Origin of the sequence: Amycolatopsis sp. NPDC088138, assembly GCF_044741685.1 — a bacterium.
Classification (GTDB): Bacteria; Actinomycetota; Actinomycetes; order Mycobacteriales; family Pseudonocardiaceae; genus Amycolatopsis.
Window position 1 is genome coordinate 49,608 of sequence record NZ_JBIUTB010000010.1, and the last position, 15,258, is coordinate 64,865.

At 67.5% G+C, this 15,258-nt stretch carries 10 protein-coding genes and 1 pseudogene; 4 read left to right on the plus strand and 7 right to left on the minus strand.

The features are described 5' to 3' along the window. Positions 1 to 99: 99 nt before the first annotated feature. The 3 genes from ACIOD2_RS46675 to ACIOD2_RS46685 all read right to left on the minus strand — a co-directional run bounded on the left by ACIOD2_RS46675 (position 100) and on the right by ACIOD2_RS46685 (position 3,627). Complete coding sequence (locus ACIOD2_RS46675) at positions 100 to 1,329, minus strand: hypothetical protein (RefSeq protein ID WP_400552129.1); 1,230 nt, start codon at positions 1,327 to 1,329, stop codon at positions 100 to 102. A gap of 8 nt (positions 1,330 to 1,337) precedes the next feature. After that, positions 1,338 to 2,369, minus strand: a complete 1,032-nt coding sequence (locus ACIOD2_RS46680; protein ID WP_400552130.1) for a hypothetical protein — start codon at positions 2,367 to 2,369, stop codon at positions 1,338 to 1,340. Positions 2,370 to 3,468: 1,099 nt separating this feature from the next. Then, on the minus strand, positions 3,469 to 3,627 hold the full coding sequence (locus ACIOD2_RS46685; RefSeq protein ID WP_400552131.1) for a hypothetical protein: 159 nt from the start codon (positions 3,625 to 3,627) through the stop codon (positions 3,469 to 3,471). Between the two features lie 255 nt (positions 3,628 to 3,882). Here ACIOD2_RS46685 and ACIOD2_RS46690 point away from each other — a divergent pair, with 255 nt between their 5' ends. Together ACIOD2_RS46690 and ACIOD2_RS46695 are read left to right on the plus strand one after the other, a co-directional pair. Further along, the gene (locus ACIOD2_RS46690) at positions 3,883 to 4,206 is read left to right on the plus strand and encodes a hypothetical protein (protein ID WP_400552132.1); all 324 of its coding nucleotides are present in this window, start codon (positions 3,883 to 3,885) and stop codon (positions 4,204 to 4,206) included. A 293-nt stretch (positions 4,207 to 4,499) separates the two neighbouring features. Further along, the gene (locus ACIOD2_RS46695) at positions 4,500 to 4,988 is read left to right on the plus strand and encodes a GNAT family N-acetyltransferase (RefSeq protein WP_400552451.1); all 489 of its coding nucleotides are present in this window, start codon (positions 4,500 to 4,502) and stop codon (positions 4,986 to 4,988) included. Between the two features lie 118 nt (positions 4,989 to 5,106). On the opposite strand, the gene ACIOD2_RS46700 is transcribed toward ACIOD2_RS46695, so the two are convergent. Together ACIOD2_RS46700 and ACIOD2_RS46705 are read right to left on the minus strand one after the other, a co-directional pair. After that, entirely contained in the window at positions 5,107 to 5,508 is a 402-nt protein-coding gene (locus ACIOD2_RS46700; protein WP_400552133.1) for a hypothetical protein, read from the minus strand. 1,189 nt (positions 5,509 to 6,697) lie between these two features. Next, a complete protein-coding gene (locus ACIOD2_RS46705) occupies positions 6,698 to 10,474 on the minus strand; it encodes an FAD-binding protein (protein WP_400552134.1) in 3,777 nt (1,258 codons plus the stop codon). 354 nt (positions 10,475 to 10,828) lie between these two features. Here ACIOD2_RS46705 and ACIOD2_RS46710 point away from each other — a divergent pair. After that, positions 10,829 to 11,128: pseudogene (locus ACIOD2_RS46710) on the plus strand (DNA ligase D); the annotation flags it as partial. 988 nt (positions 11,129 to 12,116) lie between these two features. After that, positions 12,117 to 12,521: a hypothetical protein gene (locus ACIOD2_RS46715; RefSeq protein ID WP_400552136.1), complete on the plus strand. Its 405-nt coding sequence runs from the start codon at positions 12,117 to 12,119 to the stop codon at positions 12,519 to 12,521. Between the two features lie 200 nt (positions 12,522 to 12,721). Here ACIOD2_RS46715 and ACIOD2_RS46720 read toward each other — a convergent pair whose 3' ends face one another. Together ACIOD2_RS46720 and ACIOD2_RS46725 are read right to left on the minus strand one after the other, a co-directional pair. After that, positions 12,722 to 14,029, minus strand: coding sequence for a hypothetical protein (locus ACIOD2_RS46720; protein ID WP_400552138.1), 1,308 nt, complete (start codon positions 14,027 to 14,029; stop codon positions 12,722 to 12,724). Between the two features lie 35 nt (positions 14,030 to 14,064). Then, positions 14,065 to 14,538: a hypothetical protein gene (locus ACIOD2_RS46725; protein ID WP_400552140.1), complete on the minus strand. Its 474-nt coding sequence runs from the start codon at positions 14,536 to 14,538 to the stop codon at positions 14,065 to 14,067. Between the last annotated feature and the right edge of the window lie 720 nt (positions 14,539 to 15,258).

Below are 15,258 nucleotides of genomic sequence, written 5' to 3' on the forward strand. Positions count from 1 at the left end.
GTCCATCAGCGCGATAGACAGGCGGAGCCATCGGCCGCGCCGAGCTCAACAGAGCAGCAATGGCCGCAAAGCCACCTGCGTCTCCGTCGATATGCCTGGTCAGCGCACGACGACGTAGAACTCGTCGCCGTCGAGCATGTGTTCGCGGCCGTACCAGCTGGCCATCATGTTGCCCCCCTTGCCGTTGTGATCAGCCGCGATCGGTTTGGCCGCGAAACTCCACCCGCTGGCCTCCTTGACCTTGGCCGCGTTTTGGTAGGTGCTTGCGAATGGGTACTCATCACATTGCCGAGGGTTCCCGTTCTCATCCTTGGTATAGGGACCAGTTGTCACGCTTGCTTTACAGACACGTCGGATTTTCGATCTTGAACCCTTCTTTGAGTTGCCAGTGTCGTATCCGGAATACAGGTAGCTTAGCTTGCTCTCGTTGAAACGACCCGGCACCTTCTTCCCTTTGAGTTGCGGATTGATATTGATGATGTCAGGTTGGAGTTCTTGAGCTGCCTTGATGAACAGGGAAGACTCCTTGTACTCTTCATTGTTCAGATCGAAGAGCATCGTCGGCACTACGCCAGTGAAGACGCAGCGACTGCCGCGATTGGCGTACGTCGCCGAGTCGCAGCGAAATTTCTCAGGCCCGAGAGGGTTCGGAGTTGTGACACCTCCGCCACTTACTATTGATGTGACTCCGAAGAGGAAAGACCCGCGATACTCGTCGTGATACCTATGCGTGGCGTCGTCGGGCGGGACGGAGGTGGTGGCGGCGGTCGCGGTCCAACTGAAAGGCGTGTCGCCGCCGGGAGCCGCCCACATGCCGATCGGCTTGACAATCGGGGCGTGCACATAGTCGCAGGTACTGACGCGTTCCTCGTCGGCGTTGACGCAATCGAATAAAAACGTCAGGGTATATTCGGGAACAAGTTCGCCGTCCGTACCCAAGTACTTCACTCGCATACTGAACTTGATTTCGCTTGCCTTATCGGTGGCAACCCCGATGAACGTATAGCCGAAGTGCACCGTTCCCACTTTTACGAGGACGCCGTTTCTTAATGCATAATTGACCACGTCAAGTGCGCGACTCTGGCAGATATTGTACCGATTTTTATACCAGAAAGTTTCATTGCTGGTGTGCTGGTGGTCGCATTCGTCGAAGGTGACGGGGTCGGTCGGAAGGTCGGCGTCATCGATCCGCGACTCATAGGTGTAGGAGGCAGCAGCTGGCTGCGCAGTGGTTTGGGCACCGGTGTCAGCCGACACAGTCTGTGGGGAGATCAGCAGGGTTGCGGCGAGGGTGAGCACGCCGGCGAGTTTCAGGGTGCGTTTTCTCATTGCCGTCCTCACGTGATCAGGTCCATGGCGTTCCAGCCCGAACTGCCGATCTGAACCGGGGTGCCCAGAGCGGCGTTGGCGGTCCAGCCGCGGAAGGGGTAGAGCATGAGGGCGCCGCTGGTGGTGCGTTTAAGTACGTCGTCGCGGCCGTCGCCGTTGGCGTCGATGAGGGAGATCCACGTCGTGGTGTCTCCGCCGAAGGTGCCGGCTGGTGCGAGATCGGGGCAGTTCGCGGCGTCGGTGGCGAAGGTGTTGAGGCCGTCAAACGTATTGGTGTGCTTGCACGCGGTGAGCCGGCCGGTGGCGATCGAAGCGGCGATCATGTCCGGGTTCTCCCGGCTCCAGTTCGTGTTCATGTCCCATAACGGCCGTCCTGTTCGGACCTGGACGCGGGCTTTGAAGGTGTTCAGGCCGTCGAAGGTGCCGCTGTGGGGGTAGACCCACATCTTGTCCTGGTTGTCGATGGCGACGATGTCGTCGAACCCATCCGTGGTGACGTCCGCGAGCCTGATCGAATACATGGCGTTCCAGCCCGAGCGGCCCACCACGATCGGTGTGGCGGCGAGGGTGCTGGTGCCGTTGAGTTTCCCGCTGTGCGGGTAGACCAGCAGCGCGCCGTCGGACGCGCGTCGCACGAGCACGTCGGCCGGGGGCTCCGGGACAGTCTCGTACTCCTCGTTATCGCCGGTGATCTCGGCAGTGCCGACCCAGTTGTAGATGTTCCAGCCGGTCGCCACCAATGTCCTGGCGCCCAGGGTCGAAAGGCCTTGCAGCTTCCCCCTGGACGGGTAAACCCACATCGACCCGTTGTTCAGATCAGGTTGGCGAGCCAGCAGATCCGGGATCCCGTCCCCGGTCAGGTCATGGGAAAGCGTGCCTGAGCGTTGGACCCGGTCCCCGGCCGCGGCCGGGCTGAAATCGGAGGCCCTGGGTTCGGACGGCACGGCGGTGTCGGCGGTCGCCGTCGCGGGCACCACCGCGGCGGCGAGAACCGCCGCGATGAGCGCGAGCGTTCTCGACCACCGCGAACGCGCGATCATGGTCGGCTCCGACGTGGATCAGCCGGACAGCCGCGCGCCACGAATGCGGCAGGAGACATACGAGTTCCCTCCAGCAAGGCGGAGCCCGGCTCGTTCCGGCTCCTCGCCCAGCACGCCCGGCGCAATCATGAGGTTGAGACGATTCGACCCGGTTCACTCGAATGGTCCTCTGCGGACGTCGTGAATCCGAAGGATGCCCGTGCGAGCGGCCACGTACGATGCTCCTCATGGGAAGGTGAACATCTGCTCGGATCCGACGGTCCCTTTGACTGTTCACCGGACTGGCCCACCCGTCGTTGATCAGCGCAACACGCACCTTGCTCCATGGGCAGTCCCGCATTCGCCTGTTCGCCGAACTCGGGATTCGAGTCACGCCGACAGTGACGGGTATCGCCTGCGCCGGCGGGCGCTGGAGAGCTGAATCCTGCTGACCACCCGCCGACCGGCTTTGAGGCCGAGGAAGAGTCTGCTTGGTGCCTTCCTCGGCAGCAAGCAGCGTGCCACCGGCGCGCACGACCTGGGCTGGGAGGTGGTCGGCGAGTCCGTCCAGGGTCGCCGGGGTCAGCAGGTCGCTCAACTGAGGAAATGGGGGATCGGGCGGTCCGCTCGGTAGGGATGGGTGGCCAGGGAGCCGAGTTCGGTGATCTCGTCGGAGATGAGGTCGGTCAGCTGCGGCGCGAGCAGCACGCCGCAGCGGTAGGTCGCGGTGGCCAGCAGGACTCGCCGGTCGGCGGTCGGGCCGACCAGCGGCAGGTGGTCGGAGTGTAAGGCCGGTACCCGACCTGGCGGCCAGCACGACCCGCCCACAGACCACCATCGTGCCGTCCACAGACCACCGCAGCTGGACCGCCGTCCGGTCCGACATCACGCTGGTCGCCGCCGGATCGTGCCAGCGGGCGTTGCGGTGCCCGGCCACGGCCGCGCCGCGTGCCCAGCAGGCGGATGAATGTCGAGACTCGGCTCGGTCGACAGCCAGAGCGCAGCGGTCGGCGCAACCTCCGGGTCAAAGCCCGTCACATCGGCGTCGCGGCGGAGCTCGGCCGGGTGCGACTCGAAAACGGGCCCCGACCGCTCAGGACGAGCGGTCGGGGAACAGCAGTCAGCAGTGCTCACCGTCCGAGTCCTTGAGCCACACGTACTGCTTGCAGACCGCGTTCAGCGCGGTCACGCAGAGGCGGGGTGGGTGTCCGGTGGCCGAGTCATCGAACGCCGCAGCGGCGTGCTCGACGGTGTCCCACAGCCGGTAGGGCCCGGACACCGTCTGCCGGCGGGCCAGGTCGACCTCGGCGCGCGCGAGCCGCGTTCGGCGACTACGACACCGTGCCCGGCGCAGCAGGCCAGGCGCAAACCCAGCGCGTGCAGCCCCAGGAACGTCGCCCGCTAGGGCCGGTCCAACATCGCGCACCGGTCGCTCCTGCCCCGTTCGGGTGATGCACCAGCTGGCACATCAACCCACCCAGGCTCGCGGGTGTGGATGCGGTGAACCCATCCACACCACCGGAAGGCAGGATCGATGAGAACCCGGATCGCCCAGCTCACCATCGCCGCGACGTTGACCGCTGTCGGGGTGGCCGTTTCCCTGGCGTCGCCGGCGTCCGCCGCCCCCGCCTACTGCTCTGCCGAACAGTCGGGCAACGGGACGAGCGCGTACTGCTACGCGTCGGCGTCGGGCACGCAGTACCGGGCTGTGGCCCGCTGCAAGTACCTCACGCCCACTGGCAGCTGGGATTACTCCAACTTCTACAGCGCCTGGGAGAGGCAGGGAGATCCGGGCCGCGCCTACGTCGCTTGCGGCCTCGGGTGGAGTTTCCTCGAGCCCAACGCCCAGACGAGGTGACCACGCCGACCGACAACCAAGGGGTACGCCATACCAATCTCGCGTACCCCTTGGTGAACACACCACCCGGTGGACTGAGTCTTGGCCGTCAGCAGCACGACGTGAGCTGTTGACAGGGAACTTGTTCGGGGTTTCCCCACAGGACACCCTGAATCATGTTGGGGGGCGTGCCGTCGGTCAGCTGCTCCTGCCGCAACCAGTCGACGCGCCCGTCGAGCAGGGCGTGCAAGAACGGCGGCTGTGGTGTCGCGGTTGGCAGCTCGACGCGGGTGAGGACTACCTGCTAGAGGTTGGTGTTCATCGCGCAAGATCATCCGGTCACGACCAGCAGTGCACAACTCTGCGAAACCTGTCGCCTCATCGAAGCCCGCGAGCCGCACCAACGCCGCCTCGCCGAATGGGCCCACCTCGAGATCACCACCCAGCACCCACCCGAGACTGCGCCGGAACACGGACTCGTTCTCGCGACGCACCCACCTACCGCCGGCGTGCTGACCGGGCGCATCGAACTACGGCTGGACAACAGTCCGGTCGGGACCGTCACGATCACCTGCTGCCCGGCCTGCCGGACCGCGATCCTCGACTACGTCCACGTCGCCGCCGAATATCGCCGGCTCGGCTATGGGCGCGCGCTGGTCGCCGCGGCCCGCGTTCGCATGCCCGGCTACACCTGGACCGCACCGCTGCCAGCCGGAGGTATCGCCCAGGCTTTTCGAGCCCGCGTTCCCTACCCGCGCGCCGCTCCGCCCTGCGTGCATCGAACTGCGTCACGCGATCGCTGAAGGTAGGACTTCGGCCAGGCGCCGGCAGCTACCGTCCGACATGAGCGGGCAGCGATCGTGGCCACGATCGACAGCTGCGTTTTCCTTGTGTCCGAGCAATTCTCACCTGCATTGGTGGTCACCACGAGGTGTCGTCGGCCGCGAGCGCGTCAGCAAACTCGACCAACTTCAGCCGCAGTTCGGCGACGTGGACGTAGCTCAGCTCGACCGTGCGGTCATGAATCCGAGTGGTGGCGTCGATGACCGGGCCGTCGATCGTGATCCAGCCGTCCTCGGCGTGCGGACCAGCCCATCGGCCGAGGTCGACGTTCACCCGGCCGATGTAGTCGAGGTACAGGGGGTCGTCGAGGACTTGGTCGAGGGTGGCGATCACCGGTTCGAGGTCAGTGGTCTCGAACCCGAAGCCTCGATCTGACGGCACCGCCTCGATGTCCAGCTCGGGCAGCGTGACGTCGTCCTGCGCGGCATCGGCAGACCTGGCTGCGCCTGCGCCGGAGGCTGTGGTGTCGGCGGGCGCCATCCGGCGAAGGCACGTGCGGTCGGTGAACATCTCGACGGCCCAGGCGCCCATGTTGGGGGTCGGTCTCAGCAGTACGCCCACGATGTGCCCCGTTCGCCTCTGGCTCGTCCTGTTCTGACGTTCAGTGTCGGGAAGACTGGCCACACAACAGGGCAAAACTCGGGCAACCACCCGAACGAGTGCAGCCCATCGGACGGTTTCAGGCCGGTCAGTCGTAGACCCCGTCGACCGTCCACTGTGGCTTCTGGTCCAGCGTAACGGCCAAGATCAGTGCTCTATCGCGGTCGGCGTCCGCGTCGGCGACGACGACGACCTGCACCCGCGCCACCCCGTCGAATTCCCGGCTTGAGGGGCAAGGCGGTACAGCCAGGGACCGGCCCAGCTAACCACCGGCAACGCAGCCCCATCGCCGATCGCGACCGCCACAGGTGGCTCGGTCAGCTCGCCTCGAGACGTGCACCCGACGTCGCGCCCGCCGGCGTCTCGAACCGCGGCCTGGATGATGCGCCGCGGGGTAGTCGCCGGGGACGGCGCCGGGAGTCGGCCCGACAACCCCCGAGCCAGCCGGTGCGCGAGGATCGCATCACGCCGCCACGACCGCTCGGCCTGTGCTCTTTCGGCCTTGGACAAGCAGAGGACGAGGTCCGGACCGGCCGCTGCTCGCATTCAGCTGCTTCTGACATGTTGGCCTATAGGCAAACCAGTCTTCACTCCATCGTGCATTCGAGCTGGGCAGGTCTGGTCCGATAGGGATCGGATGCGGGACGCTCACGGTCGCAAGGGCTCCAGGTGCCGCGCGGAAACGGCGGGAAGAGCGTCTCAGGTCCCGTCGCCGGCCATCCGGCGATGCCAGGTCCAGATCGTCTGCCAGGGACGAAATTTCGGGCACGTCACGCCACGCGATCCCGCAGCGATAGCGGTAAATGATCCCATCGACCATCGACCTGGCATCGGAGAACGGTCTGCCTTGTTTGCCGGTGCGGACCGGGGAGCAGGTCCTCGCCCCAGGCTCACTGGTCGTCCGAGAGCAACTGAAGCCGCGACACACCGGGCAGCATCTCACCACCAAGCTTGCCGGGAATTTCGACGACACCCACCTGCGGGGCGACAACCGGACCTGCTGCCGACCGACAGCCAGAAGAACGGGCGGTCTCTCCTTGGCGGGCCTGGACCCATTGCTGTGCAGGGGTCAGGTATCGGACGCAGTGACGGCCTGGGGGAAGGTGAAGAAGTTCCCGGGGTCCACGACGGCCTTGACCTGTTGCAGCCTCGGGTAGTTCTCGCCGTGGTACGCCACGGCCCAGTCGGCGAGTTCGGGGTCCATGCCGTTGGTGTAGCCGCCGGTGCCCAGATGCGGCTGCATGACCGCGTGGATCCCGCGTAACCAGTGCAAACGCCGGGTCACGTCGTCGGCGGGGGTGAATTGGTCCCAGTAACAGTGGTACTGCACGACGCCGGCGGCGGTCCGGTGCGGGAACGCGGAGTCGGTCGCGGCGCGGTCGGCGACCGCGCCACCCATGCCGTCGATGAGCAGGCCGCTCGCCCCGCCACCGGCGGGGATGGCGGCCACCGAGCCGGCCAACGCGGTCGCCGCCGCCGCGCCGACCGGGCCGCGGACAACATGCGACTTGGCCGCGAAGGCCACGCGAGCGCCCCAGGTGCCGCCACCCCAACGTTCAGCTTCGGACGCGGCCTGCACGTAGCCGCAGGGCAGCGTCACCCGCTGGGCCTCGGCCCGGCCGATCGCGGCGACCAGCCGATCGAGCACGGGATCCAGCTCGGCGGGTGTGCCGATGAACGTGCCGGTCACCGTGGGCGGGGCCGGACCACCCCGATCGCTGAGCAGCTCGACTGCGCTCCAGACTTCCCGGGGAGTGGCCGGATCGGTGTTCCACGCCGACCAACCCCGCACCACAGCGGGAAGGTCGGCGCTGGGCCAGGCCAGCAGGAACCGAGTGAAGGTCAGGTCGCGGACGTCCTCGGTGGCGAACTCCAGTTCGGTGACCACGCCGAAGTTGCCGCCGCCTCCGCCGCGCAGCGCCCAGAACAGGTCAGGTTCCCGCTCGGCGTCCACGCGGCGCAGCCGGCCGTCGGCGGTGACGATCTCCGCGCTGACCAGGTGGTCACAGGCCAGGCCCCAGGCGCGGGTGAACGCGCTGAGCCCGCCGCCGAGGGTGACCCCGGCCAGTCCGATCGTGGGGCAGCGGCCCAGCGGCAGGCCCGCACCGGCGGCGGCCAGCGCAAGATGGGCTTGCATGCCTTTCACCCCGGCCCCCATCCGCGCCCGGCCGCCACCGACGTCGGTGGCGTTGAGGGAGCTGACGTCCAGCACCACGCCGGGGCCGGTGGAGTACCCGGCGTAGCTGTGCCCGCCGGACCGCAGGGCCAACGGAATGTCGAATTCCTGGGCGAAACGCACGCATTCCACGACGTCCTGCGGCGTGGCCGGATAGGCCATGGCTTGCGGGCGGATGACGTCGTAGCGCTGGTTGACCAGCAGCCGGGCCTGCTCGAACGCGGCGTGCCCAGGCTCGAGGACCACACCTTGGATGCGCGCGTCCAGCTCGGCATAGCGAGACCGGCCGCGGGACCGGCGGCGCCGGGACATGGCCGGCACGCCGGCACGGTGCAACGCGGCCAATGTATGGACGTCGGTGAGCACCGGGTAGTCGAAGGGCAGGGGCCGCGGCCCGACCTGGTCGGGCAGCGAGGTGAACCCGCCGTCGGCATCCTGCCGGTCCAGCAGGAACGCGACGGCGGCGGCCACGTCCGCCGGATTGCCGTGCCTGGCCAGGACCGGTACCGCCTGCGCGGTGGACAGCACGTCGCTGGGCCGGTCCGGGATCTGGCCCCAACCGCCGTCGGGGTGCTGCGTCGTGTGCAGCCGCATCACTGCGCGAGCGGTCGCGGCAGCGATCCGCGCGGCCAGTGCGGTGCTCGGCGCGGGAATAGCGTGCAGCGCGTCGAGTGCACGCAGGATGACGCTGGACTCGCTGACCGTCCAGCTGGGTTCGAAGGACCCGTCGGACAATTGGGAGTCCAGAACGAACTCGGCCGCGGCGGCGAGCAATTCGCGATGGCGGTCCGGATCCGGCGCCAGCGCGAGGATCGCGCCGGCGGTCATGTCCAGGTCCGGCGCGTCGCCGCGCACCCAGGTCGGGAATCCGCCGCCGGGATCAGCGATCGCGGTCAGATAGGCGGTGGCCCGCTCCAGCGCCGTGCGGTGCCTGACCGGGTCGGCGGCGTGCAGGAACTCCATGCAGCGGGTAGTGGTGTCCACATCGGTCTGCTGCATGCCGGTGGCGAAAGGCCAGCCGCCGTCCGGGGCTTGCCAGGACGCCACCAGGTCGGCCATCCGTGGCGTGTACCGCCGCACTGTGCCGTCGTCGAGAAAAGCCAGTCCCGCCACGGCGGTGAGCCACAAATCCTGGCTGTCCAGGAACGGCAGACCGCCGTCAGCGTTGAGCGCCAGGGTCAGCCGCAGCAGGCCGTCGGCGACCGCGGCGGGGCGGAAGGTCTGTATCGCGTGCAGGCCGAGCAGGTGCGTGGTGGCGCTGGCCTCCCACAACACCCTGTTGCACCCCGACGACATCAGCGAGACCAGGCGTTCACGTTCGGCGTCGGTGACCGTGTGTGTCCGCCCGCAGGCATGCGCGTGCACGATCCGGGTGGCCAGCAGGTGCACGTCGGTGAAGGTCGTGATGCCGTCCGGTGACGTCGGCGGCGGCGCGTCCCGGTGGTCCAGCGGCGAGCCGCACAGCAGGTGCAGCACGGTCCGCAGCATGACGGTCTTGAGACGCCCACGCCCGGCCGTGCCCCGGCTCACTGCCAGGGACAGGGCCGCGGCACGGTCCAGCGCGTGGTCGGCGGTGCGCTCGGGTTCGAGACAGGCGTCGATGAGCAGGCCTTCGATCTCGTCGGCCTCGGGCCGTCTTGCCCGCAGGAACTCGGTCAGCAGACATTGCTCCTGCCGATAAGAACCGTTGGTGCGCAACAAGGACAGTAGCAGCGCGCTCTCCAGTACCCGGCTGCCGCACCGATCGTCCAGGGTGCCGGTCGCGTCCACCGCGATGCTCAGATGCCGCGCGAGCGCCTCCACGCCGCGCTCCTGCTCGTCGACGGGGACGGCGTCGGCGGTGTTGCGGTGGGTTTCCCGTTGCCAGGCCAGCGATCCGTCCCGCACGTGCCGGATCAGCTCCGCGCGTGCGGTGCTGGCGGCCCGGTCGAAGTCGGCCATCCGGTCGGCGAGCATCACACGGGCCGTGGCGGCCGCCTCCAGTAATCCGCACTGCTGGTCCCGGGCCAGCACGCCGACCAGGTTCTCAGTGCCCTCGTTCAGTTCCCGTTGCGCGGAGCCGAGATCGTTGGTCCACGCGATGATGTCCGCGGTGATCTCCCGCAGCTCCTCCAGCGCGGGAGCGTCGGGCAATGCGCGTTCGACCAGGTCGAGCACGGGCAGCGCGGTGATGGTGTGCCGACGTAGCGCCAGATACTCGGTCAGGCCTTGACGTTTGCCCGAGTGCCGCAGCCTCAATTCGGTGCACGTGGCCTCGGCGAACTGCCGGTAGCGCTCGCGGAACCGCGCGGCCCAGCCGGGTACGGCTGAGGCGGTGGTGCGGGGCCACAGATCGCCCAGCGCGCGCACCGCCGCCACCGGATGCCCGATCCCGCTGGCGCCGTCGAGCACGTCGAGCAGCTGACCCAGCAACACCTTTGCCTGTTCCAGGGGCGCTCCGTGCTGGTCGAATTCGTCGTCCACCACTGCGATGAACGCGCCCCACTGCGCCAGCAACGCCAGCTCTGGCGGGCCGGCCTCGGCGGCCAGCCAGCCCGCGAGGCGGCCTTGGCCCTGGCGGGCGAGCCGCCGCGCGCCGGTGTCGTCGGTGACCAGGCCCGTGCGCGCGGCCCAGGCACGGACCTGGCGTTCGGCGTCGCTCCAGGCTGGGTTACAGGTGTGCGGCGTCATCAAGGGTCAACTATGCCGCCGCGGGCCTCATGATCCGAGTCCCCAACAAGGTGACCTCGGGGTGCACGAAAGAGTGACAGCAGACCCCGATCAGCCGCGTTCCGCACCGTTTCGGTGTCATGCGGACCTGTCCCTGCGATTTGCTCTGCCAGTCCCGCTGCGTGTCGACGTGCCAGCTCGATCGTGCGCAGCTCGCCGGTCTCGCGCGGCCGAACATGAACACCCTCGACGGGTCATCGCGGCGGGCCAGCCACGACCGCTCGGCTTGTGCTCCTTCGGCCCGGGTAACCAGACGACGATCCAGACAGGTCGCGAGTTGCATTCAACTGCTTCTGACATGTCGGCCTACCAGCACCCGGGCAACGCAGCTTCGCCGGCACCCTCGGCGGGCCGCTGCTCGGCGCGCACGACCCCGCCACCGGCGAGCTGGTCTACATCGGCCACGTCGGCACCGGCTTCAGCCAAGCCGCCCGCGCCGACCTCCTCACCCAACTGCAACCCCACGAGCGCCGCACGCACCCGTTCGTCGTGGCGCCGCCGCGCGAGGACGTCCGCGGCGCCCGCTGGGTCGAGCCTGAGCTGGTCGGCGAGATCGTCTACCGGCAGTTCACCCGCGCCGGGCGCGTCCGGCACACCGCCTGGCGCGGCCTGCGCCAGCCCGGCAGGCTTCGAAGTCAACTTCGTAGATCGCGATCCTAAGCCGGTCGGTGCAGTCTCGCGCGCGCGGCGGGCCGGTCGCATGAAGACGTTCGCTCCGCGTGTCACCTCACGGTGACACGAAGCTCAGATGGGGTGACGTTCCGAAACTCCGGCATGTCTGCCATGCCGCCACGCCGACCTCGTGCACTCTGAACGCCAGCCGGGAACCAGGTGTACGGTTGACGCGTTGAACAGCCAAGAGGCGATGGGTCCAGACCCCAAGCCCGTTGGAAGAACGACCTCGGCATCCGCGCCGGGGTCGTTGTTGCGTTAAGGGCCTTGGAAACTAAGTTGCCACCCGAAGGGGAAGACTTGCTCCCTCGCGGCAACCTAGTTACCAGCAAGCCTGATAGGTCTCAATAAATAAAAGAGGCGCCTGAACACGTGACCATAGCGATGGCATAGACAGTCCCCGAGACGGGTGGCTCTAGGCGCTGGCGGCCGTCTTGAACAGCCAAAACCCATCGCCGAGCCTGCTGAGGTTGGCCATTATTGCAGCCTTGACAGTGGTGAGCGTCGCAGCCCTGGGCACAGCCGTGCTGCTCGTGCGCCCTGAGGTTATGACGGCGTTCGCAAGCTCGGCGGCAGCCCGATAGCGGGCCGCGGGCCAGCGCGCCGAGGGGGAGGGAGCGCGCCGGCCCGCGGCCTCGACGCTACCTCGGTCGGCGTCGTTCCGTGCACTGTTCAGAGTCCAGCGCTTGCAGCAGATGCACCTACCGCTCGGTGATCGATCAAGGCTCCGTCTCTTCGGCGACGGGCATTCGGGTGCTCAGGTGATGAAAGCGGCCAGGACGGCGTGGGGCGGGCGGGATGGCGCTGCCGATCTGCGGGAAGGGCGCGCTCGCCGTCTGCCTGCGCGCGGGGTCGACGCTCGGCTCACGGTCCGCCCCACGTCCGGCAATCCCCTCGACAATTCCAGTAGGTAACCGAGGTGACACGATGTGTGCGGCAGCTGTGTCGGCTGCCGCGACGCAGCAGCCCGAACCACACCGCGACATCCACGCCGAGCCGGGCGCCAGCGGAGATCCTGATCAGGTATCCGTTGACATGGGACGAGTTGTCACCGGTCGACTGGAACCACGGGCGACCGACCTATCGCTGCCGTCACGGTCACACCAGCACCCAACGCGCGAATCAGCAGCGGCCGAAGACGCTCTATATCCGCGAAGACCGTCTCATCGACCAGATCAACATCCGGCTCGGCTATCAAGGACACGATGGCCATGCCACGCCGGAGTCCGACTGGACACGAAGCAGCAGTCGCGTCGCTGTAGCGCTGCGCGACTCGGGACGGTTCGTCGTCCGCGACAGCGCCGGTTGGCGGCTGCAGGAGATCGATTCGAGCTGAGCTAAGGTCGCCCCAGCTTCAAGATCGCGTTTCGCGATCCGTGGGGTAATACTGTGTCCGAGATCCATAACCCCACGCTCAAGTTCGCCACCGACCTGCAGCTCAGTTAAACGATGTTGCGATCAAGAGCGCACCGACAGCGGTACAGTCCGGGTAGGGAATCTGCGACCTCTCCAGTCAACAGCACGACGCCCGGCGGCCTACCGCACCAAGCCGAGATCAGACTCGTCGGCGTCAACATAACCCCACGCCCGCGCCAGACGGGTAAGCGCCGTGACAGTCAGTTGACGGCGGCTCTCATGATCGAAGCCGACAGGCGCAACGACCGTGAGCGCCCCCTCCTGAGCGAGCGTGTCCGCGGATGTGCCGAAGACAGACAGGTCGACCACCTTCGTCAAAGTCACCAGGCGAAGCAGCTCGCCCGGGCCGTACTCCCTGGGATCGTCGGACTTGACCTGTAGCTCCACCATCGGCGGGGCCATCAACGGAACCGCGGCAGGATCATCGACAAACACACCCGGCACGACCACCACGGCCGCCTCCCAAGCGGCTTGCCACAGCTCGGCGATCTCGGTCGCCGTGATCCGGAAATCCGCAGCACCCGTCGCCGGCGTCAGGGCCACCTGCCAGGTCTCGAGGTTCACCTGGAACTCAGCGAAAACACGCACGATCCGTTCCCGGCCCGCAGGCAGGATCAGGCGCACCGACGTACGCGCTGCGACCTCACCCTGGCGAGTCGTCAACGCGCTGTCATAGCGGGCTGCCCGGCCCGACTGGTGAACGCCGAACCCTGTCGGGCGGATCCACTCCAGGGCAGCGACGCTGCCGCCGCGCCGGCTTGACAGCAGGGGCAACATGGTGCTCAGCTTCGTCCGCGGCAGGGCCCGCTCGAGCCGTCGCCGAATCTCCCGGGTGATTTCGAAACCGTCCTCGTCGAGGTCCCATGGCAACAATGCGATCGCTCGCACCGTGAGGTCGGCGACCTCCACCGGCGGCATCTGCCGCGCCTGGCTGGCCTCCATGACGACGCGAGGCCGTGGTTCCCAACGAACCTCGGGGCGCACCACGAGCCCACGACCCCATTCGCCGCCGCCCACCTCGACCGTCGTGGCATCCGCCGGAATGTAGTCGGTCCGCGCGAGCGGGAACCCGACGGCCTGGAGTCCCTGGAACGGGTGTCCGGGCACGCTGACGACGTCGTCCCACACTGCCTCCGAGACGGCGACGGCCTTCTGTCCATACAGGGCGCAAATGAGCACCGACCCGTCGCCGGTGCCCGTGAAGTACTGGATGCGTCCGAGGTCGTTCTCGGCTACCAGCGCGATCGGCTGTCCCAACCTGCCCTCGCCACCGGCTCGTCGGAACGCCTCCTCGAACTCCCGCCGGGTCCGCGAATCGGTACCTTCCCCGACCTCGACAGGGCGCTCTGTCGCGGTCGGAGCAGTGTTGTTGATCGTCAACGAGCCGTTGACGGTGTTGACAGCCGTCCCCTGACGATCCGCACTCACGCCGGACGGTACGGGCGAATGCTCGCCGGACGCGATCAGCCCTGATTCCCGCCCGGCACCTGAGGGTCCGGCGGACGCGCGATCGAAACATCGCCGCCGGTCACCCCGCCGATCGCGACCGAGCCACGATCCGCGCTCACCCCACCCGCGATCGCAACACCCTGTCCCCCAGCAACCACACCGCCGGCCTGCCGCTCGACGTCCTGCAGGTGCTCAACCAGCGCTGTCAGCTCTGTAGCGAAGGTTTGGTCACTCTCGACGGCATCCTCGAGGGCCAGCTGCACCCGCTGCTGCGTGCGGCTCGACGGCTCCCCTGCCTGCTCGACCTCCGCGGTCAGCTTGGCCAAAGCCGGATCGGCGCCGAGCTTGCCGGCGACTAAGTCGTGCAGCCGGTCCAGCCCGGCATCCAGCGCACGATCGACCTCGGCGTCGACGCCCTGGCCGACCCGCCGCAGCTTCCGGATCGCCCAACCCACCAGGAACCCGACGGCTATCTCCAGTCCTGTCATCACCCCTCGCTCCCTTCCAGACCAACGAAGTCCCCGCATGGTGTCACTCGCCGGCCGACGGGCGCGGGAGGGACACGCCACCGTGATCGGCCGCGAACGCATCCTGAGTACCTTCCACCAGCCGTCTCGGCAGAGGCAGGTCCTGCTCCTCCACGCCCGCGACCACCACTAGCGGGAACCGCCCGACGCAGGACAGGTTTCGGACGAGCGGCCCTGGGACACCTCTCGGGCGGGAATCTCCGAGGAAACCCTCGGCCAGTTCTGGACGAGTTCGGCCACAAGGCCAGCAGCCGCGAGCCGATTCACCTAACCAACACCCTACGACGACATTCGCTGCAGCGTGTAGTACGAGCGCGAGCCGATCAAGGTCAGCGCCCAGCCTGACGGCTGTAGCCACCCCAGATCCGGCAGTCGGCGATCACAGCCCGCGCGTCGCGCAGAATGCTGATCGTCACGCCGATGCATTCGACTCACGCGGCTCGCGATCCGAGGGCCTGGGTTGACGGCTTTCGAGCGGCTCGTGCACTCGCACCCTTCACTCTCCGCTGCACCTGCACGGGCACTTGCACCCCCTGATTACCTGGCGCTGCGGGCTCCGGTGATCACCTGGGCGTATTCACTCGAACGTGTTGGCGCGCGTCATACATCTCTCGCGTCCATTCGAATATGCGTAGCGAAGCCACTCGAAAGCGTGAAATTAACTACGGCAAAACGGTGCCT

What these genes read in the sequence shown, in the direction of transcription:
- ACIOD2_RS46675 (WP_400552129.1), bottom strand. Translation starts at nt 1,329, where the DNA reads ATGAGAAAACGCACCCTGAAACTCGCCGGCGTGCTCACCCTCGCCGCA.
- ACIOD2_RS46680 (WP_400552130.1), bottom strand. Translation starts at nt 2,369, where the DNA reads ATGATCGCGCGTTCGCGGTGGTCGAGAACGCTCGCGCTCATCGCGGCG.
- ACIOD2_RS46690 (WP_400552132.1), top strand. Translation starts at nt 3,883, where the DNA reads ATGAGAACCCGGATCGCCCAGCTCACCATCGCCGCGACGTTGACCGCT.
- ACIOD2_RS46700 (WP_400552133.1), bottom strand. Translation starts at nt 5,508, where the DNA reads ATGGCGCCCGCCGACACCACAGCCTCCGGCGCAGGCGCAGCCAGGTCT.
- ACIOD2_RS46705 (WP_400552134.1), bottom strand. Translation starts at nt 10,474, where the DNA reads ATGACGCCGCACACCTGTAACCCAGCCTGGAGCGACGCCGAACGCCAG.
- ACIOD2_RS46725 (WP_400552140.1), bottom strand. Translation starts at nt 14,538, where the DNA reads ATGACAGGACTGGAGATAGCCGTCGGGTTCCTGGTGGGTTGGGCGATC.